The organism is Bacillus cereus group sp. BfR-BA-01347 (genome assembly GCF_022663835.1).
In the GTDB taxonomy this organism is placed as follows: domain Bacteria; phylum Bacillota; class Bacilli; order Bacillales; family Bacillaceae_G; genus Bacillus_A; species Bacillus_A thuringiensis_K.
Genome location: NZ_JAKUGG010000010.1, coordinates 97,101 through 117,314 on the forward strand (window position 1 = coordinate 97,101; position 20,214 = coordinate 117,314).

Consider the following 20,214-nt stretch of genomic DNA (forward strand, 5'->3'; position numbering starts at 1 on the left):
GGACAAATGCGGAAAGTATAGGTGAAATGTCTATATTTTGTAAAAAAAGCAAAACACCTTATAATAAAGATGTCATATTACATCTTCTATTTAAGAAGTCTATATTGAAAAAAGATTAGGGGAATTATATAGAAATGAAGAAGCCTATCGTTCAATTACTATTAATATTTATAATTGTATCTATCGTTCTGTTCCTATTAAATACATCGTATATTTCGTTATATACATTTGTCGGTGCCCTATGGTCCATCACAATCGTAGGAATTTCATTCGTTATTTTTATAGAAAATAGATCTCCACAAAGTACATTAGCGTGGTTTTTAGTATTAGCACTTCTTCCTATTATAGGTGTGCTTTTATACGCTATTTTCGGGCGCAGCCGCTGGAGAAGAAAAAAACATCTCCATCGTTCAGAAGAACAAAGAAAATTATTCCGTGAAATATTAGAAGGAAGAAGACTAGAGTTATTACTCACAGTCCCACTAAATGAACGTTCCATACATTTAACAGAAGTCATACAAAAATTTGGAGGCGGTCCTGTCGCAGATAGAACAACTACAAAACTTTTAACAAACGGAGATCAAACATTTTCAGAAATTTTGCGAGCTATAGATCAGGCAAAACATCATATACATATTCAATACTACATTTATAAATCTGATGAAATTGGTACAAAAGTTCGAGATGCTTTAATACAAAAAGCAAAAGATGGTGTTATTGTACGTTTCCTTTATGATGGTCTTGGAAGTAATACGTTAAGAAGACGATTTTTGCAACCTATGAAAGAAGCTGGGATTGAAATAGTAGAATTTGACCCTATTTTTTCAGCTTGGTTACTTGAAACGGTCAATTATCGTAACCATCGAAAAATCGTTATTGTAGATGGAAAAATTGGTTTTACCGGAGGACTCAACGTCGGTGATGAATATCTTGGCCGTTCCAAGAAATTTCCTGTTTGGCGTGATAGTCATTTAAAGATAGAAGGAAAAGCATTATATAAATTACAAGCAATCTTTCTAGAAGACTGGCTCTATGCCTCTAGTGGTTTAAATACTTATTCCTGGGATCAATTCATGAATAGACAATACTTCCCAGGTAAAGAGATTTCAAATGCAGAAGGTGCTGTTCAAATCGTAGCAAGTGGACCAAGCTCCGATGATAAAAGTATTCGTAATACATTATTAGCTGTTATGGGCTCTGCAAAAAAATCCATTTGGATCGCTACCCCCTACTTTATTCCAGATCAAGAAACTTTAACATTATTACGCTTAAGTGCAATTGCCGGAATAGATGTACGGATTTTATATCCAGGTAAAAGTGATAGCATCATTAGTGATCAAGCATCTCAATCCTATTTCACTCCGCTTTTAAAAGCTGGTGCTTCTATTTACAGTTATAAAGATGGTTTTATGCATGCAAAAATTGTACTCGTTGATGATACAATTGCAACTATTGGAACAGCGAACATGGATGTACGTAGCTTTGAATTGAATTACGAAATTATTAGCGTACTTTATGAATCAAAAACAGTTCACGATATTAAACGTGATTTTGAAGAAGATTTTAAACATTCAACTGAAATTAAATGGAACTCTTTCCAAAAAAGAAGTATAAAAAAACGCATATTGGAGTCTTTCATGAGGCTCATTTCTCCTTTACTGTAGGCAATCAACTTCATCTTGATTGCTTTTTCTTTTCCCTTTATCCTCCTTCCTTTTCTTTGCATACGATATTAAAACAAGTTATCATAAGATGTATTACTTTATGAAAATAATGTTAGGTGGGAAATACATGTTAGAACAATTTCATATACATGCTGATTTAAAACAACAGCTTTCTACGATTCATGAAAAGAATAAACAAGAAGCTGGTGAAAATGCACATTTAATCGGAACGAAAATATATAAAGCGTCTGATAATAGCATTATTGAAGATGCAATTACAGCACTTCTTCTTGGCAAGAACATTCTATTAAAAGGACCGACTGGTAGTGGTAAAACAGTACTAGCGGAAACTCTTTCTTCTTTATTCCAAAAACCAATGCATAGCATTAACTGCTCTGTCGACTTAGATGTAGAGGGTATTTTAGGATACAACACACTACAAACGAAAGATGGTGCATCTGAAGTTTCATTCGTTAACGGTCCTCTTATGAAAGCAATGAAGAACGGTCACTTCCTATATATTGACGAAATCAATATGGCAAAACCTGAAACTTTACCGCTACTTCACGGCGCATTAGATTACCGTAAAATGATTACAAACCCATTTACACAAGAGGTTGTATTCGGTGATGACGAATACCGTGTAATTGCTGCGATTAACGAAGGTTACGTTGGAACAAGTGAGCTAAATGAAGCATTAAAAAACCGTTTCGTTATTATTGAAGTTCCTTACATTCAAGGTGACACATTAAAAGAACTATTATTAGCAGAATCAAAATTAAATGATGTTGCAACAATTGAAAAGTTTGTTGCATTTGCAAGCGACCTTATGCCTTTAGCTCGCGATGGACGTGTAAGTGAAGAAGCAGCAAGTATTCGTGGTATTATCGACGCATGTGATTTAGGTGTATATATTCCTGTTATGCGAGCGATTGAACGAAGCATAATTGCAAAACTTAATGATGAAACAGAACAAATGACTGTCCGTGAATTAGCAGAAAGTTATTTCTTTGAGGGATAATTTATGAGACAAATTTTTAGTGACAAAAAAATTGATGCGTCGCTGTTTCTACAAATGGAAAATTTAATGTATGCCCTTCTAAAAGAAGACGATGCCTATCTTGAATATGGCTATAAAGCATACTACGACGAAATTGAAAAGAAAGTTGTCATTAGTCACTTTTGGGATGATCGAAAAGAAGAAGATACAGTAATCGGATTAAAAAGCGAAGTGTTCTTAAAAGCACTTGGTAATAAACATTACTCGGACATGACTTTAATTCGTTCTTATGCGATTGAATTGCAAGAATCGCCCCTAAAAAAGTTTTTAACACAATTATTTGTTCTATTAGAAGATTTACGCGTTGAGGAAATCGTAAAGAACTTACGTCCTGGCACGAAGCATGTTTTTAAACGTCGAAAAGAAATGTACCGCAACTATTTCGGCTCTCAAAATGAAATAAACCGCGTTCGTAATTATCACGGTGATCGTCTATTTTGCCTATGCTATCTTTCATTAACGAGCGATAAATATGAAATGTTTAATAATGAATATTTTGAGCAAATTGAAGCGATTTTACATGAAACATTCCAAGCACGTAACACAGAAGATATTATGTATATCGTTGAGAAAATTCGCTATCGCTTAGAGGCGCTTCTTGAAAGTGATATGCTTAACAACTATTTCGGACATGCTCCACTTTACTTATCTGTCCTTGCAGACGAAAAGAACTGTCGCGTCGAAGATTTAGCAAATGATGATACGCAGCTTATAGATGACGATGAAAATAAAAACAAAATGGATGAAAGTTTCTCCACATGGCATCGTGAAAATAAAAATAACGAAAACGAGAACTTTTTACGCTTTGAATTAGAAAGCGGAACAAAAACTAATATGATGGGTGATACTGCCCGTGAATCAGAAGATGGCGACCAAGCACTTGGTTCTGTACAAGGTACTTCACAAAAAAGTACACAATCCAACTTTGATGGCGCTGATACAGAAGAAGCAAGGGCTTCACACGCTTCTAGCCAGCACGACGGTGCATACGGTAAGTATAATGTAGGTGCTTCTCATACATTTAAAGAAGCTCGCAAACCAAACTCAGATGAGAAAAAAGATTACCAAGCTATCAAATCAGTCGTTAATAAAGATGTAAAAGAATTAAAGAAAATTATCGAAAAAACAATTGAAAATAAAACGAATGCGAATAGCGATAAATATTACGGAAGACTTCGTAAGAAATTCCTTCGTATTTATACCGAAAAACAACCGCGTATGTTTTATAAAAAAGGACAAGAGTCACAAGAACTCGATGTTGCATTCCAACTGTTAGTTGACTGTTCTGGTTCTATGTATAACAAAATGGAAGAAACGAAGAAGAGTGTTGTACTATTCCATGAAGCTTTAAAATCTTTAAAAATCCCACACGCTATTAGCGGATTTTGGGAAGATGCCTCTAGCGCTAAACCTGAAGATAAACCAAACGTTATCCATGAAGTTGTAAATTATAAAAACTCAACGTTACCAAACGTTGGTCCAGAAATTATGCAACTTCGTGAAGAAGAAGATAACCGCGACGGATATATTATTCGTATCGTTTCTGAAAAACTTGCCAAAAGACCTGAGAAACATAAATTCTTACTAGTCTTCACAGACGGTGAGCCTTCTGCGCTAGACTATCAACAAGACGGAATTTTAGATACGCATGAAGCTGTTAAACTCGCGCGTAAAAGTGGTATGGAAGTAATCGGTATCTTCATCGAAGAAGGCGAAGCGAAAGAAGCAACTTATCAATTGATGAAAAACATTTATAACCATCACTTCTTAGTTGCAAATCATGCTGAAGATTTACGATTGAAGATTAAACCATTGCTGAAAAAACTATTACTGAAGACGATTGAATAGAAAATAGGAGCCTTGTGGCTCCTATTTTTTCGTTCAATTACTTTGTTTCTGGTTGAAACTTGTACGGAATGGCTACTTCTAATAAAGATTCAAATCCTGCGTCATAGTATGGGAAACGCTCATTCGCAATTTTTCGATTCACCCACTCTATTGCAGAAATTTCACCTTCATCTTCCGCAATAAGTTCACCTTTTACTACATTCGCTCGGAATGTAAAAAATAGTGCATGATTCCCTGATTCTTCAAAGAATTTTTCATTGATCGCAACAAGTCCACCTAACGTAGCAGTTAAACCTGTCTCTTCTTTCACTTCTCTTATTAGTGCTTCCTCTAATATTTCACCTTTTTCCACAGCCCCGCCTGGCAATGACCAAACATTTTGTTCTACATTATGTACCATTAATATTTTATCTGTTTCTTCGTCATGTATTAGTGCATATACAACGTCAACTCTTTGCACAAGACTTCTCTCCCTCCCAAAATGATGAAGAGCCGATTCCTAAGAATCGACCCTTCCTATTAATTCATCACTAACCCAGCTGTGAGCTTTTTTTTTAACTTATCCAGCATGTCAGTTGTCATTTTGTCTAAATCGTATTCTGCTTTAAAGCCCCACTCTTTCATTGCTGCAGTTGCGTCAATAGAGTTTGGCCAGCTATCAGCGATTGTTTGACGAGCTGGATCTACTGCATAATCCATTGTAAACGTCGGAATGCGTTTACGAATTGACGCTGCAATTTGCTCTGGCTCGAAGCTCATTGCTGTAATGTTAAATGCATTTCTATGCACTAGCTTACTTGAATCAGCTTCCATTAATGAAATGATTGCTTGTAAAGCATCAGGCATATACATCATGTCCATATATGTTCCTTCAGCAATGTATGAGGTGTATGCACCTTTTTTAATCGCCTCATAATAAATTTCAACTGCATAATCAGTCGTTCCGCCTCCTGGAGGAGCTACGTAAGAAATTAAACCTGGGAAACGGACACCGCGCGTATCTACGCCAAACTTTTGATGATAATAATCACATAGTAATTCTCCTGCTACTTTGTTCACCCCATACATCGTAGTAGGACGCTGAATTGTATCTTGCGGTGTATTATCTTTTGGCGTCGATGGACCGAATGCACCGATAGAACTTGGCGTGAAGAACTTACAGTTTAATTCACGAGCTGCTTCTAATGCATTTACAAGTCCACCCATATTTAAATTCCATGCAAATAACGGATTTTTTTCTGCTGTTGCTGAAAGTAAAGCTGCTAAATGAATAATTGTATCTACTTCATTACGCTTTGCGATATCATGTAGTTTTTGTCCATCTGTTACATCTAACGTTTCAAATGGACCAGATGTTACTACTTCACTATCTGTTTCACGAATATCTGTTGCAATAACATTTGATGCGCCGTATACATCACGAAGTTTCATTACTAATTCAGAACCAATTTGCCCTAAAGAACCGGTTACTAGAATTTTTTTCATTTTCCCCACTCCTCATTTGCAAGCTATTCAAAAGATGTCGTTACTTAAATGATGCCCATTTCTTTTCCTACTTTTTCATACTTACGAATTGCTTCATCTAACATTTCTTTCGTATGAGCTGCTGTAGGCATATTACGAACACGACCTGTTCCTTTAGCTACAGTTGGGAACACGATAGATTTTGCGTATACGCCTTCCTCATTTAGACGTTTACTAAACTCTTGTGTTAACACTTCGTCACCAATAATACAAGGTGTAATTGGCGTTTCACTTTCCCCAATGTTAAAGCCAAGTTCTTTTAATCCTTGTTTCAAGTAGCGGCCATTTTCCAATAAACGATCATGTAGCTCTGTGCTTTCCATTAAAATTTCAATGGATCGCATACATGCAGCTGCATCAGCTGGTGTTAATGCTGTAGAGAATAAGAATGGACGTGAACGAACTTTTAACCAGTCAATTAAGTTTTGTTTCCCTGCTACATATCCACCAATTACCCCAATTGCTTTTGATAATGTACCAATTTGGAAATCAACTTTATCAGATAGACCGAAGTGCTTTACAGTTCCTGCACCTTTTCCAAGTACGCCTGAACCATGTGCATCGTCTACATATGTCATTAAATCTAATTCTTCTGCAATCTCAACAATTTCTGGTAATTTCGCAACATCTCCGTCCATTGAGAAGACACCGTCTGTAATTACCATTAATTTATTGTAAAGACCTGATTCTTTCGCCGCGATTGCTTTTTGGCGTAAATCTTCCATATCCGAATGTTTATAAACAATAATTTTTGCTTTTGATAGACGACTACCATCAATAATAGAAGCATGGTTTAATTCGTCTGAAAGAATTGCATCATTTTTATCCATAACGGCTGAAATCGCTGCCATATTACAGTTAAATCCTGATTGGTAAGCAATTGCTGCTTCTGTATGTTTAAACTTTGCAATTGTCTCTTCTAATTTAATATGCAAATCTAAAGTACCGTTAATTGTACGAACAGCTCCTGCCCCAACACCGTACTTATGAATTGCACCAATTGCTGCTTCTTGCAAACGGCTATCTGTTGCTAATCCAAGATAGTTGTTTGAAGATAAGTTAATATATTCTTTTCCGCCAATTGTAATGATCGGTCCATTTGAACTCTCAAGCGGATCAATTACGTTATAAAGCCCCTTTGATTTTAAATCCTCTAAATTTTCTTCTAAAAATTTCGCAAGTGTTTTACTAGACATCGTGAAGCCTCCCATCGTTCATGTAAGCGAATTATTGTCTTAATAGTTCCAATAATCCCTCTACTAGCTTAACACGTTTTCAGAATTTATTATAGAAAAATAGTTTAAAGTAACCGCTTACAATTTTAGATTATATATGATTCATTACAATAAATCTATCATTTACTTTTCATATTTGATAGAATTAAAAAAATATTTCGGGAGGTTTCAAACATGGCATTTACAGAATCTGATGTATACAATAACACAGCATTTTTCGAACAATATATGAAACGAAGATACCGAGAAAATAGCCCAAATGAATCCATTGAAAAACCAGTATTCTTTCAGCTCATTGGTCATGTACAAGGAAAACAAATTCTCGATTTAGGCTGTGGTGACGCTAAGTTTGGCGCGGAATTATTAGAAAAGGGATGCCACTCTTACACCGGCATTGAAGGCTCCGAACTTATGTATGAAAAAGCTAAAAAACAACTAGAAAATAAAAATGGATCTGTTCATTTTTTAAACCTCAAAGATTATACCTACCCCTCTTCCACTTTTGATTTAGTAACATCTAGACTCGCCTTACATTATATTGAACATCTTGATACCATTTTTCAAAAAGTGTTTCAAACTTTAAAAACAAATGGCACCTTTACCTTTAGCGTTCAACATCCCGTAATTACTTCTTCGTTTGAAAGCTTACAAACAAGTGGTAAAAGAACGAGTTGGCTCGTCGATGATTACTTTAAACTAGGCAAACGGGTTGAACCATGGATTGACCAAGAAGTTATTAAATATCATCGTACAACGGAACAGTATTTCACATTATTACAGCAAGCTGGATTTACCATTACATCATTAAAAGAAGCTACACCAAATTCAACCTATTTTCAAAATGAAGAAGAGTATAAACGTCGCTTACGAATTCCTCTCTTTCTCTTATTTTCTTGTACAAAATAAAAAAAAACGATGAATCACTCATCGTTTTTTTATCTCATTGCCTGGGCAACTTCTTTAACTACACGTCTTCCTCTTCCGTGCGGGATACAAAGTGGTGTTCCAAACAACGGATCCGTACTAATTTGACACTCCATTCGGAATACATCACGTACTAGTTTCTCATCTACCACTTCTTCAGGTTTACCTTGTGCATATATTTGTTTATCTTGAATTGCTACAATGTTATCTGCATAGCGGCATGCCAAATTTAGATCATGTAATACCATAACAATTGTTCTTTGTTCTGTTTCATTTAATTCGAATAATAAATCTAGCACTTCAATTTGGTGAGTCATATCTAAGTATGTAGTTGGCTCATCCAGTAAAATAATATCTGTATCTTGTGCAAGTGTCATTGCGATCCAAGCACGTTGACGTTGTCCACCTGAAAGGGCATGCACATCTCGCTCAGCAAATTCTGTCATACCTGTTGCTGCAAGTGCCTTCTGTACCATTTCCTCGTCTTTTTCTGACCATTGCTTCAGCCATGTTTGATATGGATAACGCCCTTGCTTTACAAGTTGTAATACTGTAAGTCCTTCTGGTGCTTGTGGTCCTTGCGGTAAAATCGCCATTTGACGAGCAATTTGCTTCGTTTGCATACTTTGAATTGCTTGATTATCTAACAAAATATCACCATTTGTTGGCTTTAATAATCTGGCTAGTGAACGTAATAAAGTTGATTTCCCGCAACCGTTAGAACCAATAAAAATTGTAATTTCTCCTTTTGGAATTTCTAAGTTCAGCTCATCAATAATAATTGTTTCACCATAAGACAACGTCAAGCGTTTCGTCTCCAATGCTTTTTGCATATTCATCTCCCTTTATGAATTCCGACTTTTATAAAGTAAATAAATAAAATAAGGTGCACCAATTGCTGATGTAAATACCCCTGCTGGAATTTCAAGTGGTGTGAAAATTGTACGCCCTATTAAATCTGCAGCAAGTACTAGAATTGCACCGACAATAGCTGCAACTGGGAGTAATGCACCGTATAAAGAACCAACTAATCTTCGTGAAATATGTGGTGCCATTAAACCGACAAATCCAATCCCTCCGGCAAAAGCTACCGCACCACCAATTAAAGCTGTACTAAGTAATAACATAAATACACGCGACTTTGTTAAAGGAACCCCAAGTCCTACCGCTATATCATCCCCTAGCTCTTGTGCATTTAAATGCCTAGCTGCGATAAATGATATTACTGTTAAAATGAGAACCCAAGGCGCAAGTACCATAACATTTTGCCAAGAAGATCCGTAAACGGTACCTGTAATCCATACATTCGCTTGACTCGCTTGATAAATTGGTGCTAATAACATAAACAAAGTCGTTGCCGCCTTCGTTAATGCCCAAAATCCAACACCAATTAAAACGAGACTAATTGGTGATAATCCATCATTTTTCCATGCAAATAAGTATACAAAAACCGCTACAATCGTTGCTCCTGCAAAAGCTGCGAGCGGCATATAATGAATACTTACCGTTAGTGCATTATTTTTATCACTAAATAGCGCTAAAAATAATACAACTGCGACACTTGCCCCGCCCGTAATCCCGATGATATCAGGAGAAGCAAGTGGATTTCGAACGAGCCCTTGTAAAATACAGCCCGCTACCGCAAGCGCAATTCCTACAAGGATAGCAATTAAAATACGTGGCATACGAAACTTATTTACAACCATGTTAGACATCGCATCGCCATTTCCGGTAATTGCTTGCCATACGTCATAAGGAGCAATTTTCATGTCTCCCATACCTGCGCTCGCAAAGAATAATCCTATTAAAACAACTAGTAAACTTAACAAGACGAGACAAGCTCGTTTATACATTAAAAACGAGAGCTCGCCTTTTCCTATACGAAACGGAATATATTTCTTCATTTGCTAAGCCCTCTCTTACGTGCAATATAAATAAAGAACGGTGCTCCAATAAATGCTGTCATAACTCCCACTGGTACTTCTTGTGGCATAATGACATATCTTGCTGCTATATCAGCCAATATTAGTAGTATTGCACCTAACAATCCGCTATAGGGCACTCTCCATCTGTGGTCAACTCCAACAAGAAATCTAGCAAAATGCGGAGTAATAATTCCAATAAATCCAATTGGGCCAGCAACCGCAACTGAACCACCAGACAACAGTACAATAATAAGTAACACGAACGATTTCATTAAAATTGTTCGTTGTCCAAGTCCTTTCGCGACGTCTTCTCCCATCATCAATGTATTTACTTTCCCTGCCATCATAAGAGATGCAATCCATCCTATTAATAAATACGGGAATACAGATTGTAAAATTTCTAACTTTCTCCCTTGCACAGATCCAGCAAGCCAAAATAATACCTCTTCAAGTGCTTTTTCATTTAACACAAGTAATCCTTGTGTTAATGATGAAAATAACGCACTAATTGCGACCCCTGCTAACGTTAACTTAAGAGGAGTAGTCCCTTCTTTTCCTAAAGAACTAGAAGCAAATACAAGTACAGCTGCAACCGCCGCTCCTAAAAAAGCAATCCATGTGAAAGCTGATAATGATGTCACGGAAAAGATTACAATTGCTACAACTATGAAGAACGCAGCACCTGAATTTAATCCAATAAAATCTGGAGAAGCAAGTGGATTCTTCGTTAAAGTTTGCATAAGACAACCAGCAATGGCTAAACTAGCACCAACACTAGCTGCAATTAACGCCCTAGGCAGACGTACATTTTCAATAATAATATGTTCATTGGAACCGTTAAAATGGAAAAAAGCATCCAATGCTAGTTTCCAACTCGTATTTGTATATCCGAAAATAATACTTCCCCAAATACAAATGACGACTGCAATGATTCCAACAAATAATCCAATCCATTTTGCTCGATTTGTTTTTAATAACATGCAGCGTTTCCCCTTCAATGTATAATGATACGTTGTTAGTGTATTTCAACTTAATTCTCATTGTCAACGGAAATGAGAATTATTTTCACCCATATATATTGACAATTAAAAGATAAAGGCTTAATATCATGCTTGCTATTGAAAAATATTCTCAACATATAGGGGGTACATAATGAATTTCATGCGGAAGAAATCGTTTACAGTATTTGTATTTTTACTAGCATTTTCAATGCTTTTAAGCGCTTGTGGAAAATCAAATAACAAAGAAGAATCTCCAAAAGAAGATACTAAAAAAGAAGTGGTTACTGTAGAACATGCAATGGGTAAAACAGAAGTTCCTGCTAATCCAAAACGTGTAGTTATCTTAACAAATGAAGGAACTGAAGCTTTACTTGAATTAGGTGTGAAACCAGTTGGTGCTGTAAAGTCTTGGACTGGTGACCCATGGTATCCACATATTAAGGATAAAATGAAAGATGTAAAAGTTGTTGGTGATGAAGGACAAGTTAACGTTGAAACAATCGCTTCTTTAAAACCAGACTTAATTATCGGTAACAAAATGCGCCACGAAAAAGTGTACGAACAACTAAAAGCAATTGCACCTACTGTGTTCTCAGAAACATTACGTGGTGAATGGAAAGATAACTTCAAATTTTATGCAAAAGCATTAAATAAAGAAAAAGAAGGTCAAAAAGTTGTAGCTGATTACGAATCACGTATGAAAGATTTAAAAGGCAAACTTGGCGATAAAGTAAATCAAGAAATCTCTATGGTTCGTTTCATGCCTGGTGATGTTCGTATTTATCATGGCGATACATTCTCTGGTGTTATTTTAAAAGAACTTGGATTTAAACGTCCTGGAGATCAAAATAAAGATGATTTTGCAGAGCGTAACGTATCTAAAGAGCGTATTTCTGCTATGGATGGTGACGTATTATTCTACTTCACATTCGATAAAGGAAATGAGAAAAAAGGATCTGAACTAGAAAAAGAATATATAAACGATCCTCTATTTAAAAATTTAAATGCCGTAAAGAATGGTAAAGCATACAAAGTCGACGATGTTATTTGGAATACAGCTGGCGGTGTAATGGCTGCTAACCTATTACTAGATGACATCGAAAAGCGCTTTGTTAAATAATATTTCCTTAACCAGCTCCCTTCTATGGAGCTGGTTATTTTTCAATTCACTTAAATGTCACATTATTTCGTTTTGTATTTTTATTCCCAATATGTTATATTATAAAAGTAAATAGAGTATATTTTCTTTATATCAGAATATTTTTTTAATCTAAATTTTCTGATTAATCACTATTTTATTTTCTTTTAGAATTCAATTATTACATTTGAAAACGCTTATCATCTCGTTTTCAGGGCAAAATACAGTAACGGTTGAAGAAAAATAGAACTTTTTTAGAAATTTTCTTTCTATTTCCATATAATTCTATTGACTTCTAAATATTTTGTAAATTAAAATGATTACATAAATATCCGTTATACAGGATTAGGGGGAAACAAAAATGGATGCAGCTTTAAAATTAGACAAAGCTGGAGAGCAACAATCACCAAAAAAACATCCACCAGGGTTATACTTGTTGTTCTTTACAGAGGCGTGGGAAAGATTTAGTTATTACGGAATGCGTGGCTTATTAGTTCTTTATTTAACAACGAGCTTAGTAAGCGGCGGTTTAGGATTTGATAAAGCAGTTGCAGTTCAAATTTACGGTATTTTCACAATGCTTGTATATTTCACACCTATTATTGGTGGTTGGTTAACTGACCATTTCATTACGAAGCGACATGCCATTACTATTGGTGGTATCATCATGGCAATTGGTAACTTTGTATTATTCTCAATGAACACAAAAACTGGACTTTTCTTAGGATTAGGATTATTAGTTATTGGTAACGGATTCTTCAAACCAAATATTTCGACTTTATTAGGTCAATTATATAGCGAAAATGATTCTCGTCGTGATAGTGCCTTCACTATCTTCTACATGGGGATTAACTTAGGAGCTCTTATCGCTCCATTCATTTGCGGTTACTTCGCAGATTATAGATACGGTTTCTTAACAGCTTGTATCGGTATGATTATTGGGCAGCTTGCCTTTAATTTCTTAGCACCTCGTTACTTAGGGTCTATCGGAACAACTGTTGTAGGTAAACAATCTAAAGAAAAAAATGCAAAAGCAATTGAGAAAAAACCTTTAACAACACAAGAGAAAAAACGTACTGCTGCAATTTTAATTTTAACTTGTTTCGTAGTATTCTTCTGGGCAGGATTTGAGCAAGCTGGTAGTTCTTTAACACTTTACACAGATAAGTTCGTAGATCGTACAATCGGTGGATTTACAATTCCAACACCTTGGTTCCAATCTGTAAACCCACTATTCATTATCTTACTAGCATTACCTGTTTCTGCGTTATGGATTAAGCTTTCAAAAACAAAAAATGGTGATTTGAAAATCCCAACAAAAATGGCATTAGGCATGATTTTACTAGGGATTGGATATTTAGTTCTAACTTTAGCTGTTTTAAAAACTGGTAGCGATGAAGGTAACATTACAATGAAAGCAAATTTACTATTCATTGTATTCACTTACATGTTCCACACAATCGGTGAGTTATTCTTATCACCAATCGGATTATCTATGGTAAGTGCAATCGCTCCTGTTAAATTAGCATCATTATTAATGGGTGTATGGTTAGCTGGTACTGGCTTCGCAAACTTATTAGCAGGACAATTAGCCGCTTTCACTCAATCTTTAGGATATTTAGAAGTATTCGCAAGCATCGGTATTATCGTAATTGTACTGGGATTAGTACTTCTGATGTTCTCTAAGAAAATTGCACATATGATGGAATAACAAAAAGACGCTTCTAAAATTAGAAGCGTCTTTTTTATTATTTCTCCTCTAAAGCTGTCACGTCCACATGAACGCTCTCACCAGGATTAGATACATCATACACTTGAGCACTCCCCTTCTGCTCATCACAGCTCTCAATCCATACTGGTACGCCCTCATATGTAACGTCAATTCTACTTGAAGAAGATAAGATTTGTTTCACACGTTTCACATCCATACTACTATCCCTCCTTTTGCTTACTACACTCCTTTCTATTTTTTCTTTTCCTTTTAGAATATATTCGGTAAGGCAGCATGTTGATTAATAGTCATTTCTTCCTCACATGCTAATATTTACTCTCTCGCTACCTTTCTGACAAATAAAAAAAGACGTATATTACATACGTCTTTTTCCACAATATTCAAATTTTATGAAAATAATGTTTTTACTACCGCACTTACTTTATCATTATGAATTTGATAATACACTTCTAATCCTCGTCTTTCAAAGCGCACTACTTTATTTTGCTTTAACTTCGTTAAATGTTGTGAAACCGTTGATTGCGGAATTTCTAATACTTCCTGTAGTTGTGTTACATTACATGTTCCTCTTTGCATAAGTTCCATTACTAGACGTAGACGAAGTGGGTGAGCTAACGCTCTTAACATTTGTACATCTTCTTCTGAAATACGACATTCGAATTGATTTTGGCTCATAAAGTTCCCCTCATTTTCGTTTTTATTTGCGTTTTTATGTTCTTTTTATTTATTTATATATCTGTTCTTATATTTCCTGTTACGACATAACTTTATCAACCTATAAAGCCGAAAAATTTTTCCATCTTTATCAGCAAAAATTCAGGAAAAAATCCTTGCTGATTTTGAATATTATACTATATGATATAACGAAAAAGCAAAATAATGGCCTACGAATACTTTGCTTGCAAACGTTGTTTTATCAGGCTTTTTGTTATATTTTCACCTCATTGAAATGCACAGTAACGGTATTGTAAAATACCGTCTATAATTGATAACCTATCGTAATGTAGTTGAACTATAATTAACCTCTTTGTTACGTTAAAAGGAATTTTCAGTAAAAAGAGATGATGTGATATTAAAAATTTGTTTCTAATTTTTTATTCGTATTGCAAGCGGTTGGACTGTTGTGCAAAACTTCCTATTAAATCCACTCAACGTGCCTCCCTCACTAGATCAAACAGGACAGATAAATGCATATATTAAACTTTATACTCGATATAAAAGACAGCATCTAATATACACCAGAGAACATGCCATCTGAATAAGCAAAATAATATGCAAATAGTTTATACAGCACACTTAAATTCATTTGAGTGTGTTTTTTGTCTACTTTATGAACAAAGCTTTTCTTTTAACACTATTATGGAATAATTATACTTTTTTACGTTGACAATAGTGTTGAAGGAGAATATACTAAGCATGTAAGTTGATTGTGAATAGTTTCACAAATAATGTGAATTTCTTCACATATAATAGATAGGAGTTGTCATTATTATGAGTACTTGGACACAAATTTATGACCCATTAAACAATATTTGGTTATCTGCACTAATCGCAGCACTTCCAATCTTTTGTTTCATCATTTGTTTAATGGGATTCAAAATGAAAAGTTACATGGCTGGTCTTTATAGTGTGATCGTCGCTATTATCCTTGCAATATTTGTTTATAAAATGCCAGCAACAGTAGCTGTAGCATCTGCCGGATTCGGTGTTTTATCTGGATTTTATCCAATTTGTACTATCGTTATCGCCGCAATTTTCCTTTACAAATTAACTGTTAAAACAGAGCAATTCAATATTATTCGCGATAGTATTTCAAGCATTACAAATGATCAACGTTTACAAGTATTATTAATCGCTTATTCTTTCGGTGCTTTCTTAGAAGGCGCAGCTGGTCTAGGGGTTCCAGTTGCTATTACAGCTGCACTACTTGTGGGTATGGGCTTTAATCCATTAAAAGCAGCAGGTATTTGTTTAGTAGCTAATATTGCTGGTGGTGCTATGGGTGCTATGGGTATTCCAGTTACAGTGCCAGCACAATTAACTCAACTTGACGCATTAACTATTGGTCGTCAAACTGTTCTTATTTTACCTTTCATTAGTATTATTTTACCTTTCTTACTTGTTTCAATGGTCGATGGAATTAAAGGTATTAAAGAAACTTGGCAAGGTATTCTTGTAAGTGGTGTTTCTTTCGCTATTACTCAATTCGCTGTAACTTACTTCTTAGGTGCAGAACTTACTAATATTTTCGCAGCAGTTGTAAGTATGATTGCTCTTGCATTATTCTTACGTGTTTGGCAACCAAAATCTTCTACTAAAGAAGAAAAACAAGAAACTAAAGTATCACATACATTCAATCAAATTTTATATGCTTGGTCTCCATTCGTATTCTTAACTGCATTTGTAACAATCTTTAACTTAAAACCGATTAAAGCTTTATTTGCTCCAGATGGTGCGTTAGCAAACTTAGTATTTAACATTCAGTTCCCTGGTCTTCATAATGCTGTTATGAAAACTACACCAATTACAAAAGCTGATACACCTTTCGCAGCTGTTTTCAAATTTGATGTATTCTCTTCTACAACTACTGCGATTGTACTAGCAATTATCGTTTCACTTATTGTTTACCGCGTAAAAGGTAAAATGGTTAAAGAATTAATGATTGAAACAATGAAAGAATTAAAAGCTCCAGTATATACAATTTGTAGCGTTATCGCTTTGGCTTACGTAGAGAACTACTCTGGTATGTCATCTACACTTGGACTTGCATTCTCTTCTACTGGTAATGCATTCCCAGTTCTTTCTCCAATCTTAGGATGGATTGGCGTATTCATTACAGGTTCAGTAGTTTCAAGTGGTTCTTTATTCGCACCACTTCAAGCAGTAACAGCAGACCAGTTAAACATCGTTCCTTCTACACTCGTTGCCTTAAACGTAGTAGGTGGTACAATGGCAAAAATGGTTTCACCACAATCTGTAGCAGTTGCTTGTGCCGCAGTTGGACTAGTTGGTAAAGAATCTGCTCTATTTAAAACAGCAATGAAATACAGTTTAATCTTCTTAGCTGTTATTAGCTTACTTCAATTAAACGCTGTATTTAATATCTTTTAAAACTAAAACACCGATCCAAGAGGATCGGTGTTTTTCACATTACATTTTTTTATTTTTTAATAAAGAAGCTCCAGCAATTTCAGGGTGAGTCATTTCGAATGGATCTAAAATAATATCCAATTCCTCTTCTGTCAGTACACCATGTTCTAAACATAACTCCCTAACAGATTTTCCTGTTTCAATTGCTTCACGTGCAATACGAGATGCTACTTCATAACCAATATGAGGATTTACTGCTGTAATAATTCCAACACTTTTCTCAACATATTGCTTCAACAATTCTTCATTTGCCGTAATTCCTTCAATACAATATTCACGGAATACACGGAATCCATTATTCATAATACTAATAGATTGAATTAAATTAAATACAAGCACAGGCTCCATTACGTTTAACTCTAATTGTCCTGCTTCTGATGCTAAGCAAATTGTATGATCGTTTCCAATTACTTGGAATGCGACTTGGTTAATCACTTCTGCCATAACTGGATTTACTTTTCCTGGCATAATCGATGAACCTGGCTGACGTGCTGGCAATTGAATTTCAGCTAACCCAACACGTGGACCCGACGCCATAATACGAAGATCGTTTGCAATTTTAGACATGTTCATCATACATACTTTAAGTGCTGCAGATACTTCTGTGTATGCATCTGTATTTTGCGTTGCATCAACTAAATGCTCTGCACCAACAAGTGGGAATCCACTAAACGTTCTTAAATGTTTTACCACTTGTTCAATATACGTAGGATTTGCATTTAATCCTGTACCAACAGCTGTCGCGCCCATATTCACTTCATATAAATGTTGACGAGACTGTTTAATTCTTTTTATATCACGCGCAAGCACTCGGCTATACGCTTCAAATTCTTGTCCAAGGCGAATTGGAACTGCATCTTGTAAATGTGTGCGTCCCATTTTAATAACGTGATCAAACTCTTTTGCTTTTTTACGAAAAGCAGAATGAAGTTCTTCCATTGTTATAAGAAGCTTTTCTAACATCATAAGAGTTGCAATATGAATCCCTGTTGGAAACGCATCGTTCGTTGATTGGGCCATGTTCACATGAGTGTTTGGGCTAATTTTCGCATACGCACCTTTTTCATATCCCATACGTTCTAACGCTCTATTCGCAATTACTTCATTTGTATTCATATTAATAGAAGTTCCGGCTCCGCCTTGAATAGGATCCACGATAAATTGATCATGAAACTTTCCATCAACAATTTCTTGCGCTGCTTCTGCAATTTCATGTCCAATGTCTTTAGCTAAGTAACCAGTGTCTATATTCGCAAGCGCCGCCGCTTTTTTCACAATTGCCATTGCTGTAATGAGTGATGGATGAATGCGATATCCTGTAATTGGGAAGTTTTCTACGGCACGTAATGTTTGTACACCATAATAAGCTGCACTTGGTACTTCTTTTTCACCTAAAAAATCTTTTTCTATACGTATATCCTTCGTTGCTATCATTTTTATCACCTATACTTTTTCATTCTAAATCCTTATCCAAAAAATCCGCCCTCTAAAAACACGAGTATCATTCAGAAGAATTTTTCAGTATCCACCTTCACTATATAGCACCTTTTTTGAAAGCGCAAACATTTATTTTTCTGTATATCCTTTTTATTAAAGTTTATAGAAAATCATTCTTCTACTTTCCTTATTTCCACTCGTTTAATTTGATGCATATCCTTTTCAAGGACTTTAAAATAAAAACCGTGTTTCTCAATAATATCTCCTTCAGCAACGATTTGTTTTTGTACCATAATCCAGCCACCAATTGTATCTACATCATCAGCAATTAAATGTATGCCAAGCAAATCATTTACTTCACTAATAAGCACTTTTCCCTCTACGATTTTATAACCTTCACTTACATGCTCTATAGGTGGATTCTCATCTTCATCGTATTCATCTCGAATTTCTCCAACAATTTCTTCTAAAATATCTTCTAGTGTAACAATCCCTGCTGTACCACCATATTCATCATACAATACAGCTAATGGAATGTGTTTTCTTTGCATTTGTAATAGTAAATCATGAATCGGAATATTTTCTAGCACTTCAATAACTGGCCTTGTATATGGCATAATCGAGCACTCCTCGTCCCGATTACCATCCATATACCGAATAAATAAATCTTTTACATTAACCATCCCAATAATTTCATCTTTATCTTCACCAAATACAGGATATCTCGTGTACTTTTCTTGCGCGATTACTTTAATATGTGTTTCAAATGGTTCGTCCTCATATAAGCCTACAACTTCCGTACGAGGTACCATAATTTCTTTTGCTACTCTATTATCAAATTCAAAAATATTATTTACATATTTAAATTCCCTTTGGTTAATCTCTCCGCTCTCATAGCTCTCAGATAAGATTAACCTTAATTCTTCTTCTGAATGAGCTACTTCATGTTCAGAAGCTGGATGTAATCCGAATAAACCAGTTACACCCCTCGCTGAACCATTCAAAGCCCAAATAAACGGATACATAACTCGGTAAAAATAAATAAGTGGTTTCGATAACAATAAGCTAACTTGTTCTGCTTTTTGTATAGCAAATGTCTTTGGAGCAAGTTCCCCAATGACAACATGTAAAAATGTAATTACTGCAAAGGCAATAATAAATGAAACTGTACTAGAAATTGCAGGTGAGAATTGCAATTTTAAAAACAACGGTTCGAGTAAATGTTTAATAGTTGGTTCCCCTAACCACCCGAGCCCTAAAGCAGTAATTGTAATACCTAGCTGACAGGCCGATAAATATTCATCTAAATTTGTAGTTACCTTTTTTGCTGCCAGTGCACCTCGTCTTTTTTCACTAACGAGTTGATCAATACGACTGCTACGTACCTTAATAATTGCAAATTCAACAGCCACAAAAAATGCTGTTAACCCAATAAGAAGGACTACCATCAATAATTTTAAAATATCCACATATGCTCTTTAGCTTTCTTAGCTAAAGTTACACCTCCTTTTTAAAAAGAAGTTTCACTTTAGTTTCTTCAATTATTGGACAGCAACTCTATATAAAATCCACCAAT

17 protein-coding genes are annotated in these 20,214 nt (G+C 35.3%); 7 read left to right on the plus strand and 10 right to left on the minus strand.

What is annotated here, in order from left to right; all coding sequences use genetic code 11:
• Positions 1 to 134 precede the first annotated feature (134 nt).
• From MR143_RS16180 to MR143_RS16190, 3 genes are all read left to right on the plus strand, one after another.
• Positions 135 to 1,664, plus strand: coding sequence for a cardiolipin synthase (locus MR143_RS16180; protein WP_000743015.1), 1,530 nt, complete (start codon positions 135 to 137; stop codon positions 1,662 to 1,664).
• Positions 1,665 to 1,791: 127 nt separating this feature from the next.
• Entirely contained in the window at positions 1,792 to 2,685 is an 894-nt protein-coding gene (locus MR143_RS16185) for an ATP-binding protein (protein ID WP_000892970.1), read from the plus strand.
• Between the two features lie 3 nt (positions 2,686 to 2,688).
• A complete protein-coding gene (locus tag MR143_RS16190; RefSeq protein ID WP_001248851.1) occupies positions 2,689 to 4,572 on the plus strand; it encodes a vWA domain-containing protein in 1,884 nt (627 codons plus the stop codon).
• Between the two features lie 37 nt (positions 4,573 to 4,609).
• Here the strand turns inward: MR143_RS16190 and MR143_RS16195 are convergent, their stop codons facing one another.
• The 3 genes from MR143_RS16195 to MR143_RS16205 are packed head-to-tail and all read right to left on the minus strand — an operon-like array spanning position 4,610 to position 7,292.
• Positions 4,610 to 5,032, minus strand: a complete 423-nt coding sequence (locus tag MR143_RS16195; protein ID WP_001189944.1) for an NUDIX hydrolase — start codon at positions 5,030 to 5,032, stop codon at positions 4,610 to 4,612.
• Positions 5,033 to 5,091: 59 nt separating this feature from the next.
• On the minus strand, positions 5,092 to 6,057 hold the full coding sequence (locus MR143_RS16200) for an L-threonine 3-dehydrogenase (RefSeq protein WP_199717829.1): 966 nt from the start codon (positions 6,055 to 6,057) through the stop codon (positions 5,092 to 5,094).
• 44 nt (positions 6,058 to 6,101) lie between these two features.
• Positions 6,102 to 7,292, minus strand: coding sequence for a glycine C-acetyltransferase (locus tag MR143_RS16205; protein WP_242280865.1), 1,191 nt, complete (start codon positions 7,290 to 7,292; stop codon positions 6,102 to 6,104).
• Positions 7,293 to 7,505: 213 nt separating this feature from the next.
• Here MR143_RS16205 and MR143_RS16210 point away from each other — a divergent pair, with 213 nt between their 5' ends.
• Positions 7,506 to 8,237: a class I SAM-dependent DNA methyltransferase gene (locus MR143_RS16210; RefSeq protein ID WP_000885967.1), complete on the plus strand. Its 732-nt coding sequence runs from the start codon at positions 7,506 to 7,508 to the stop codon at positions 8,235 to 8,237.
• 29 nt (positions 8,238 to 8,266) lie between these two features.
• Here MR143_RS16210 and MR143_RS16215 read toward each other — a convergent pair whose 3' ends face one another.
• Genes MR143_RS16215 through MR143_RS16225 form a run of 3 tightly spaced genes read right to left on the minus strand, consistent with a single transcriptional unit; the run spans position 8,267 to position 11,160 of the window.
• Positions 8,267 to 9,088, minus strand: coding sequence for an ABC transporter ATP-binding protein (locus tag MR143_RS16215; RefSeq protein WP_001167953.1), 822 nt, complete (start codon positions 9,086 to 9,088; stop codon positions 8,267 to 8,269).
• A gap of 12 nt (positions 9,089 to 9,100) precedes the next feature.
• The gene (locus tag MR143_RS16220; RefSeq protein ID WP_000760057.1) at positions 9,101 to 10,159 is read right to left on the minus strand and encodes a FecCD family ABC transporter permease; all 1,059 of its coding nucleotides are present in this window, start codon (positions 10,157 to 10,159) and stop codon (positions 9,101 to 9,103) included.
• Positions 10,156 to 11,160 (minus strand): FecCD family ABC transporter permease, encoded by a 1,005-nt coding sequence (locus MR143_RS16225; RefSeq protein ID WP_000925225.1) that lies wholly within the window; start codon positions 11,158 to 11,160, stop codon positions 10,156 to 10,158. The genes MR143_RS16220 and MR143_RS16225 overlap by 4 nt, the downstream gene beginning before the upstream one ends.
• A gap of 172 nt (positions 11,161 to 11,332) precedes the next feature.
• Between MR143_RS16225 and MR143_RS16230 the strand changes: the two genes are divergently transcribed.
• The gene (locus MR143_RS16230) at positions 11,333 to 12,301 is read left to right on the plus strand and encodes an ABC transporter substrate-binding protein (protein WP_001010268.1); all 969 of its coding nucleotides are present in this window, start codon (positions 11,333 to 11,335) and stop codon (positions 12,299 to 12,301) included.
• A gap of 379 nt (positions 12,302 to 12,680) precedes the next feature.
• The gene (locus tag MR143_RS16235) at positions 12,681 to 14,030 is read left to right on the plus strand and encodes a peptide MFS transporter (RefSeq protein ID WP_000338314.1); all 1,350 of its coding nucleotides are present in this window, start codon (positions 12,681 to 12,683) and stop codon (positions 14,028 to 14,030) included.
• Between the two features lie 37 nt (positions 14,031 to 14,067).
• Here the strand turns inward: MR143_RS16235 and MR143_RS16240 are convergent, their stop codons facing one another.
• Together MR143_RS16240 and MR143_RS16245 are read right to left on the minus strand one after the other, a co-directional pair.
• Positions 14,068 to 14,247 (minus strand): acid-soluble spore protein H, encoded by a 180-nt coding sequence (locus MR143_RS16240; protein ID WP_000382679.1) that lies wholly within the window; start codon positions 14,245 to 14,247, stop codon positions 14,068 to 14,070.
• 191 nt (positions 14,248 to 14,438) lie between these two features.
• A complete protein-coding gene (locus MR143_RS16245) occupies positions 14,439 to 14,726 on the minus strand; it encodes an ArsR/SmtB family transcription factor (protein ID WP_000081428.1) in 288 nt (95 codons plus the stop codon).
• A gap of 816 nt (positions 14,727 to 15,542) precedes the next feature.
• Here MR143_RS16245 and MR143_RS16250 point away from each other — a divergent pair.
• Positions 15,543 to 17,162: an L-lactate permease gene (locus tag MR143_RS16250; RefSeq protein ID WP_000109096.1), complete on the plus strand. Its 1,620-nt coding sequence runs from the start codon at positions 15,543 to 15,545 to the stop codon at positions 17,160 to 17,162.
• Positions 17,163 to 17,201: 39 nt separating this feature from the next.
• Here MR143_RS16250 and aspA read toward each other — a convergent pair whose 3' ends face one another.
• Together aspA and MR143_RS16260 are read right to left on the minus strand one after the other, a co-directional pair.
• Positions 17,202 to 18,635: an aspartate ammonia-lyase gene (gene aspA / locus MR143_RS16255; protein WP_000562131.1), complete on the minus strand. Its 1,434-nt coding sequence runs from the start codon at positions 18,633 to 18,635 to the stop codon at positions 17,202 to 17,204.
• 173 nt (positions 18,636 to 18,808) lie between these two features.
• Positions 18,809 to 20,107, minus strand: coding sequence for a hemolysin family protein (locus MR143_RS16260; RefSeq protein ID WP_000353330.1), 1,299 nt, complete (start codon positions 20,105 to 20,107; stop codon positions 18,809 to 18,811).
• Positions 20,108 to 20,214: the final 107 nt, after the last annotated feature.

Coding starts and splice junctions, on each gene's coding strand:
- MR143_RS16180 (WP_000743015.1), top strand. CDS start 135: ATGAAGAAGCCTATCGTTCAATTACTATTAATATTTATAATTGTATCT.
- MR143_RS16185 (WP_000892970.1), top strand. CDS start 1,792: ATGTTAGAACAATTTCATATACATGCTGATTTAAAACAACAGCTTTCT.
- MR143_RS16190 (WP_001248851.1), top strand. CDS start 2,689: ATGAGACAAATTTTTAGTGACAAAAAAATTGATGCGTCGCTGTTTCTA.
- MR143_RS16200 (WP_199717829.1), bottom strand. CDS start 6,057: ATGAAAAAAATTCTAGTAACCGGTTCTTTAGGGCAAATTGGTTCTGAA.
- MR143_RS16205 (WP_242280865.1), bottom strand. CDS start 7,292: ATGTCTAGTAAAACACTTGCGAAATTTTTAGAAGAAAATTTAGAGGAT.
- MR143_RS16210 (WP_000885967.1), top strand. CDS start 7,506: ATGGCATTTACAGAATCTGATGTATACAATAACACAGCATTTTTCGAA.
- MR143_RS16215 (WP_001167953.1), bottom strand. CDS start 9,088: ATGCAAAAAGCATTGGAGACGAAACGCTTGACGTTGTCTTATGGTGAA.
- MR143_RS16220 (WP_000760057.1), bottom strand. CDS start 10,159: ATGAAGAAATATATTCCGTTTCGTATAGGAAAAGGCGAGCTCTCGTTT.
- MR143_RS16225 (WP_000925225.1), bottom strand. CDS start 11,160: ATGTTATTAAAAACAAATCGAGCAAAATGGATTGGATTATTTGTTGGA.
- MR143_RS16230 (WP_001010268.1), top strand. CDS start 11,333: ATGAATTTCATGCGGAAGAAATCGTTTACAGTATTTGTATTTTTACTA.
- MR143_RS16235 (WP_000338314.1), top strand. CDS start 12,681: ATGGATGCAGCTTTAAAATTAGACAAAGCTGGAGAGCAACAATCACCA.
- MR143_RS16240 (WP_000382679.1), bottom strand. CDS start 14,247: ATGGATGTGAAACGTGTGAAACAAATCTTATCTTCTTCAAGTAGAATT.
- MR143_RS16245 (WP_000081428.1), bottom strand. CDS start 14,726: ATGAGCCAAAATCAATTCGAATGTCGTATTTCAGAAGAAGATGTACAA.
- MR143_RS16250 (WP_000109096.1), top strand. CDS start 15,543: ATGAGTACTTGGACACAAATTTATGACCCATTAAACAATATTTGGTTA.
- aspA (WP_000562131.1), bottom strand. CDS start 18,635: ATGATAGCAACGAAGGATATACGTATAGAAAAAGATTTTTTAGGTGAA.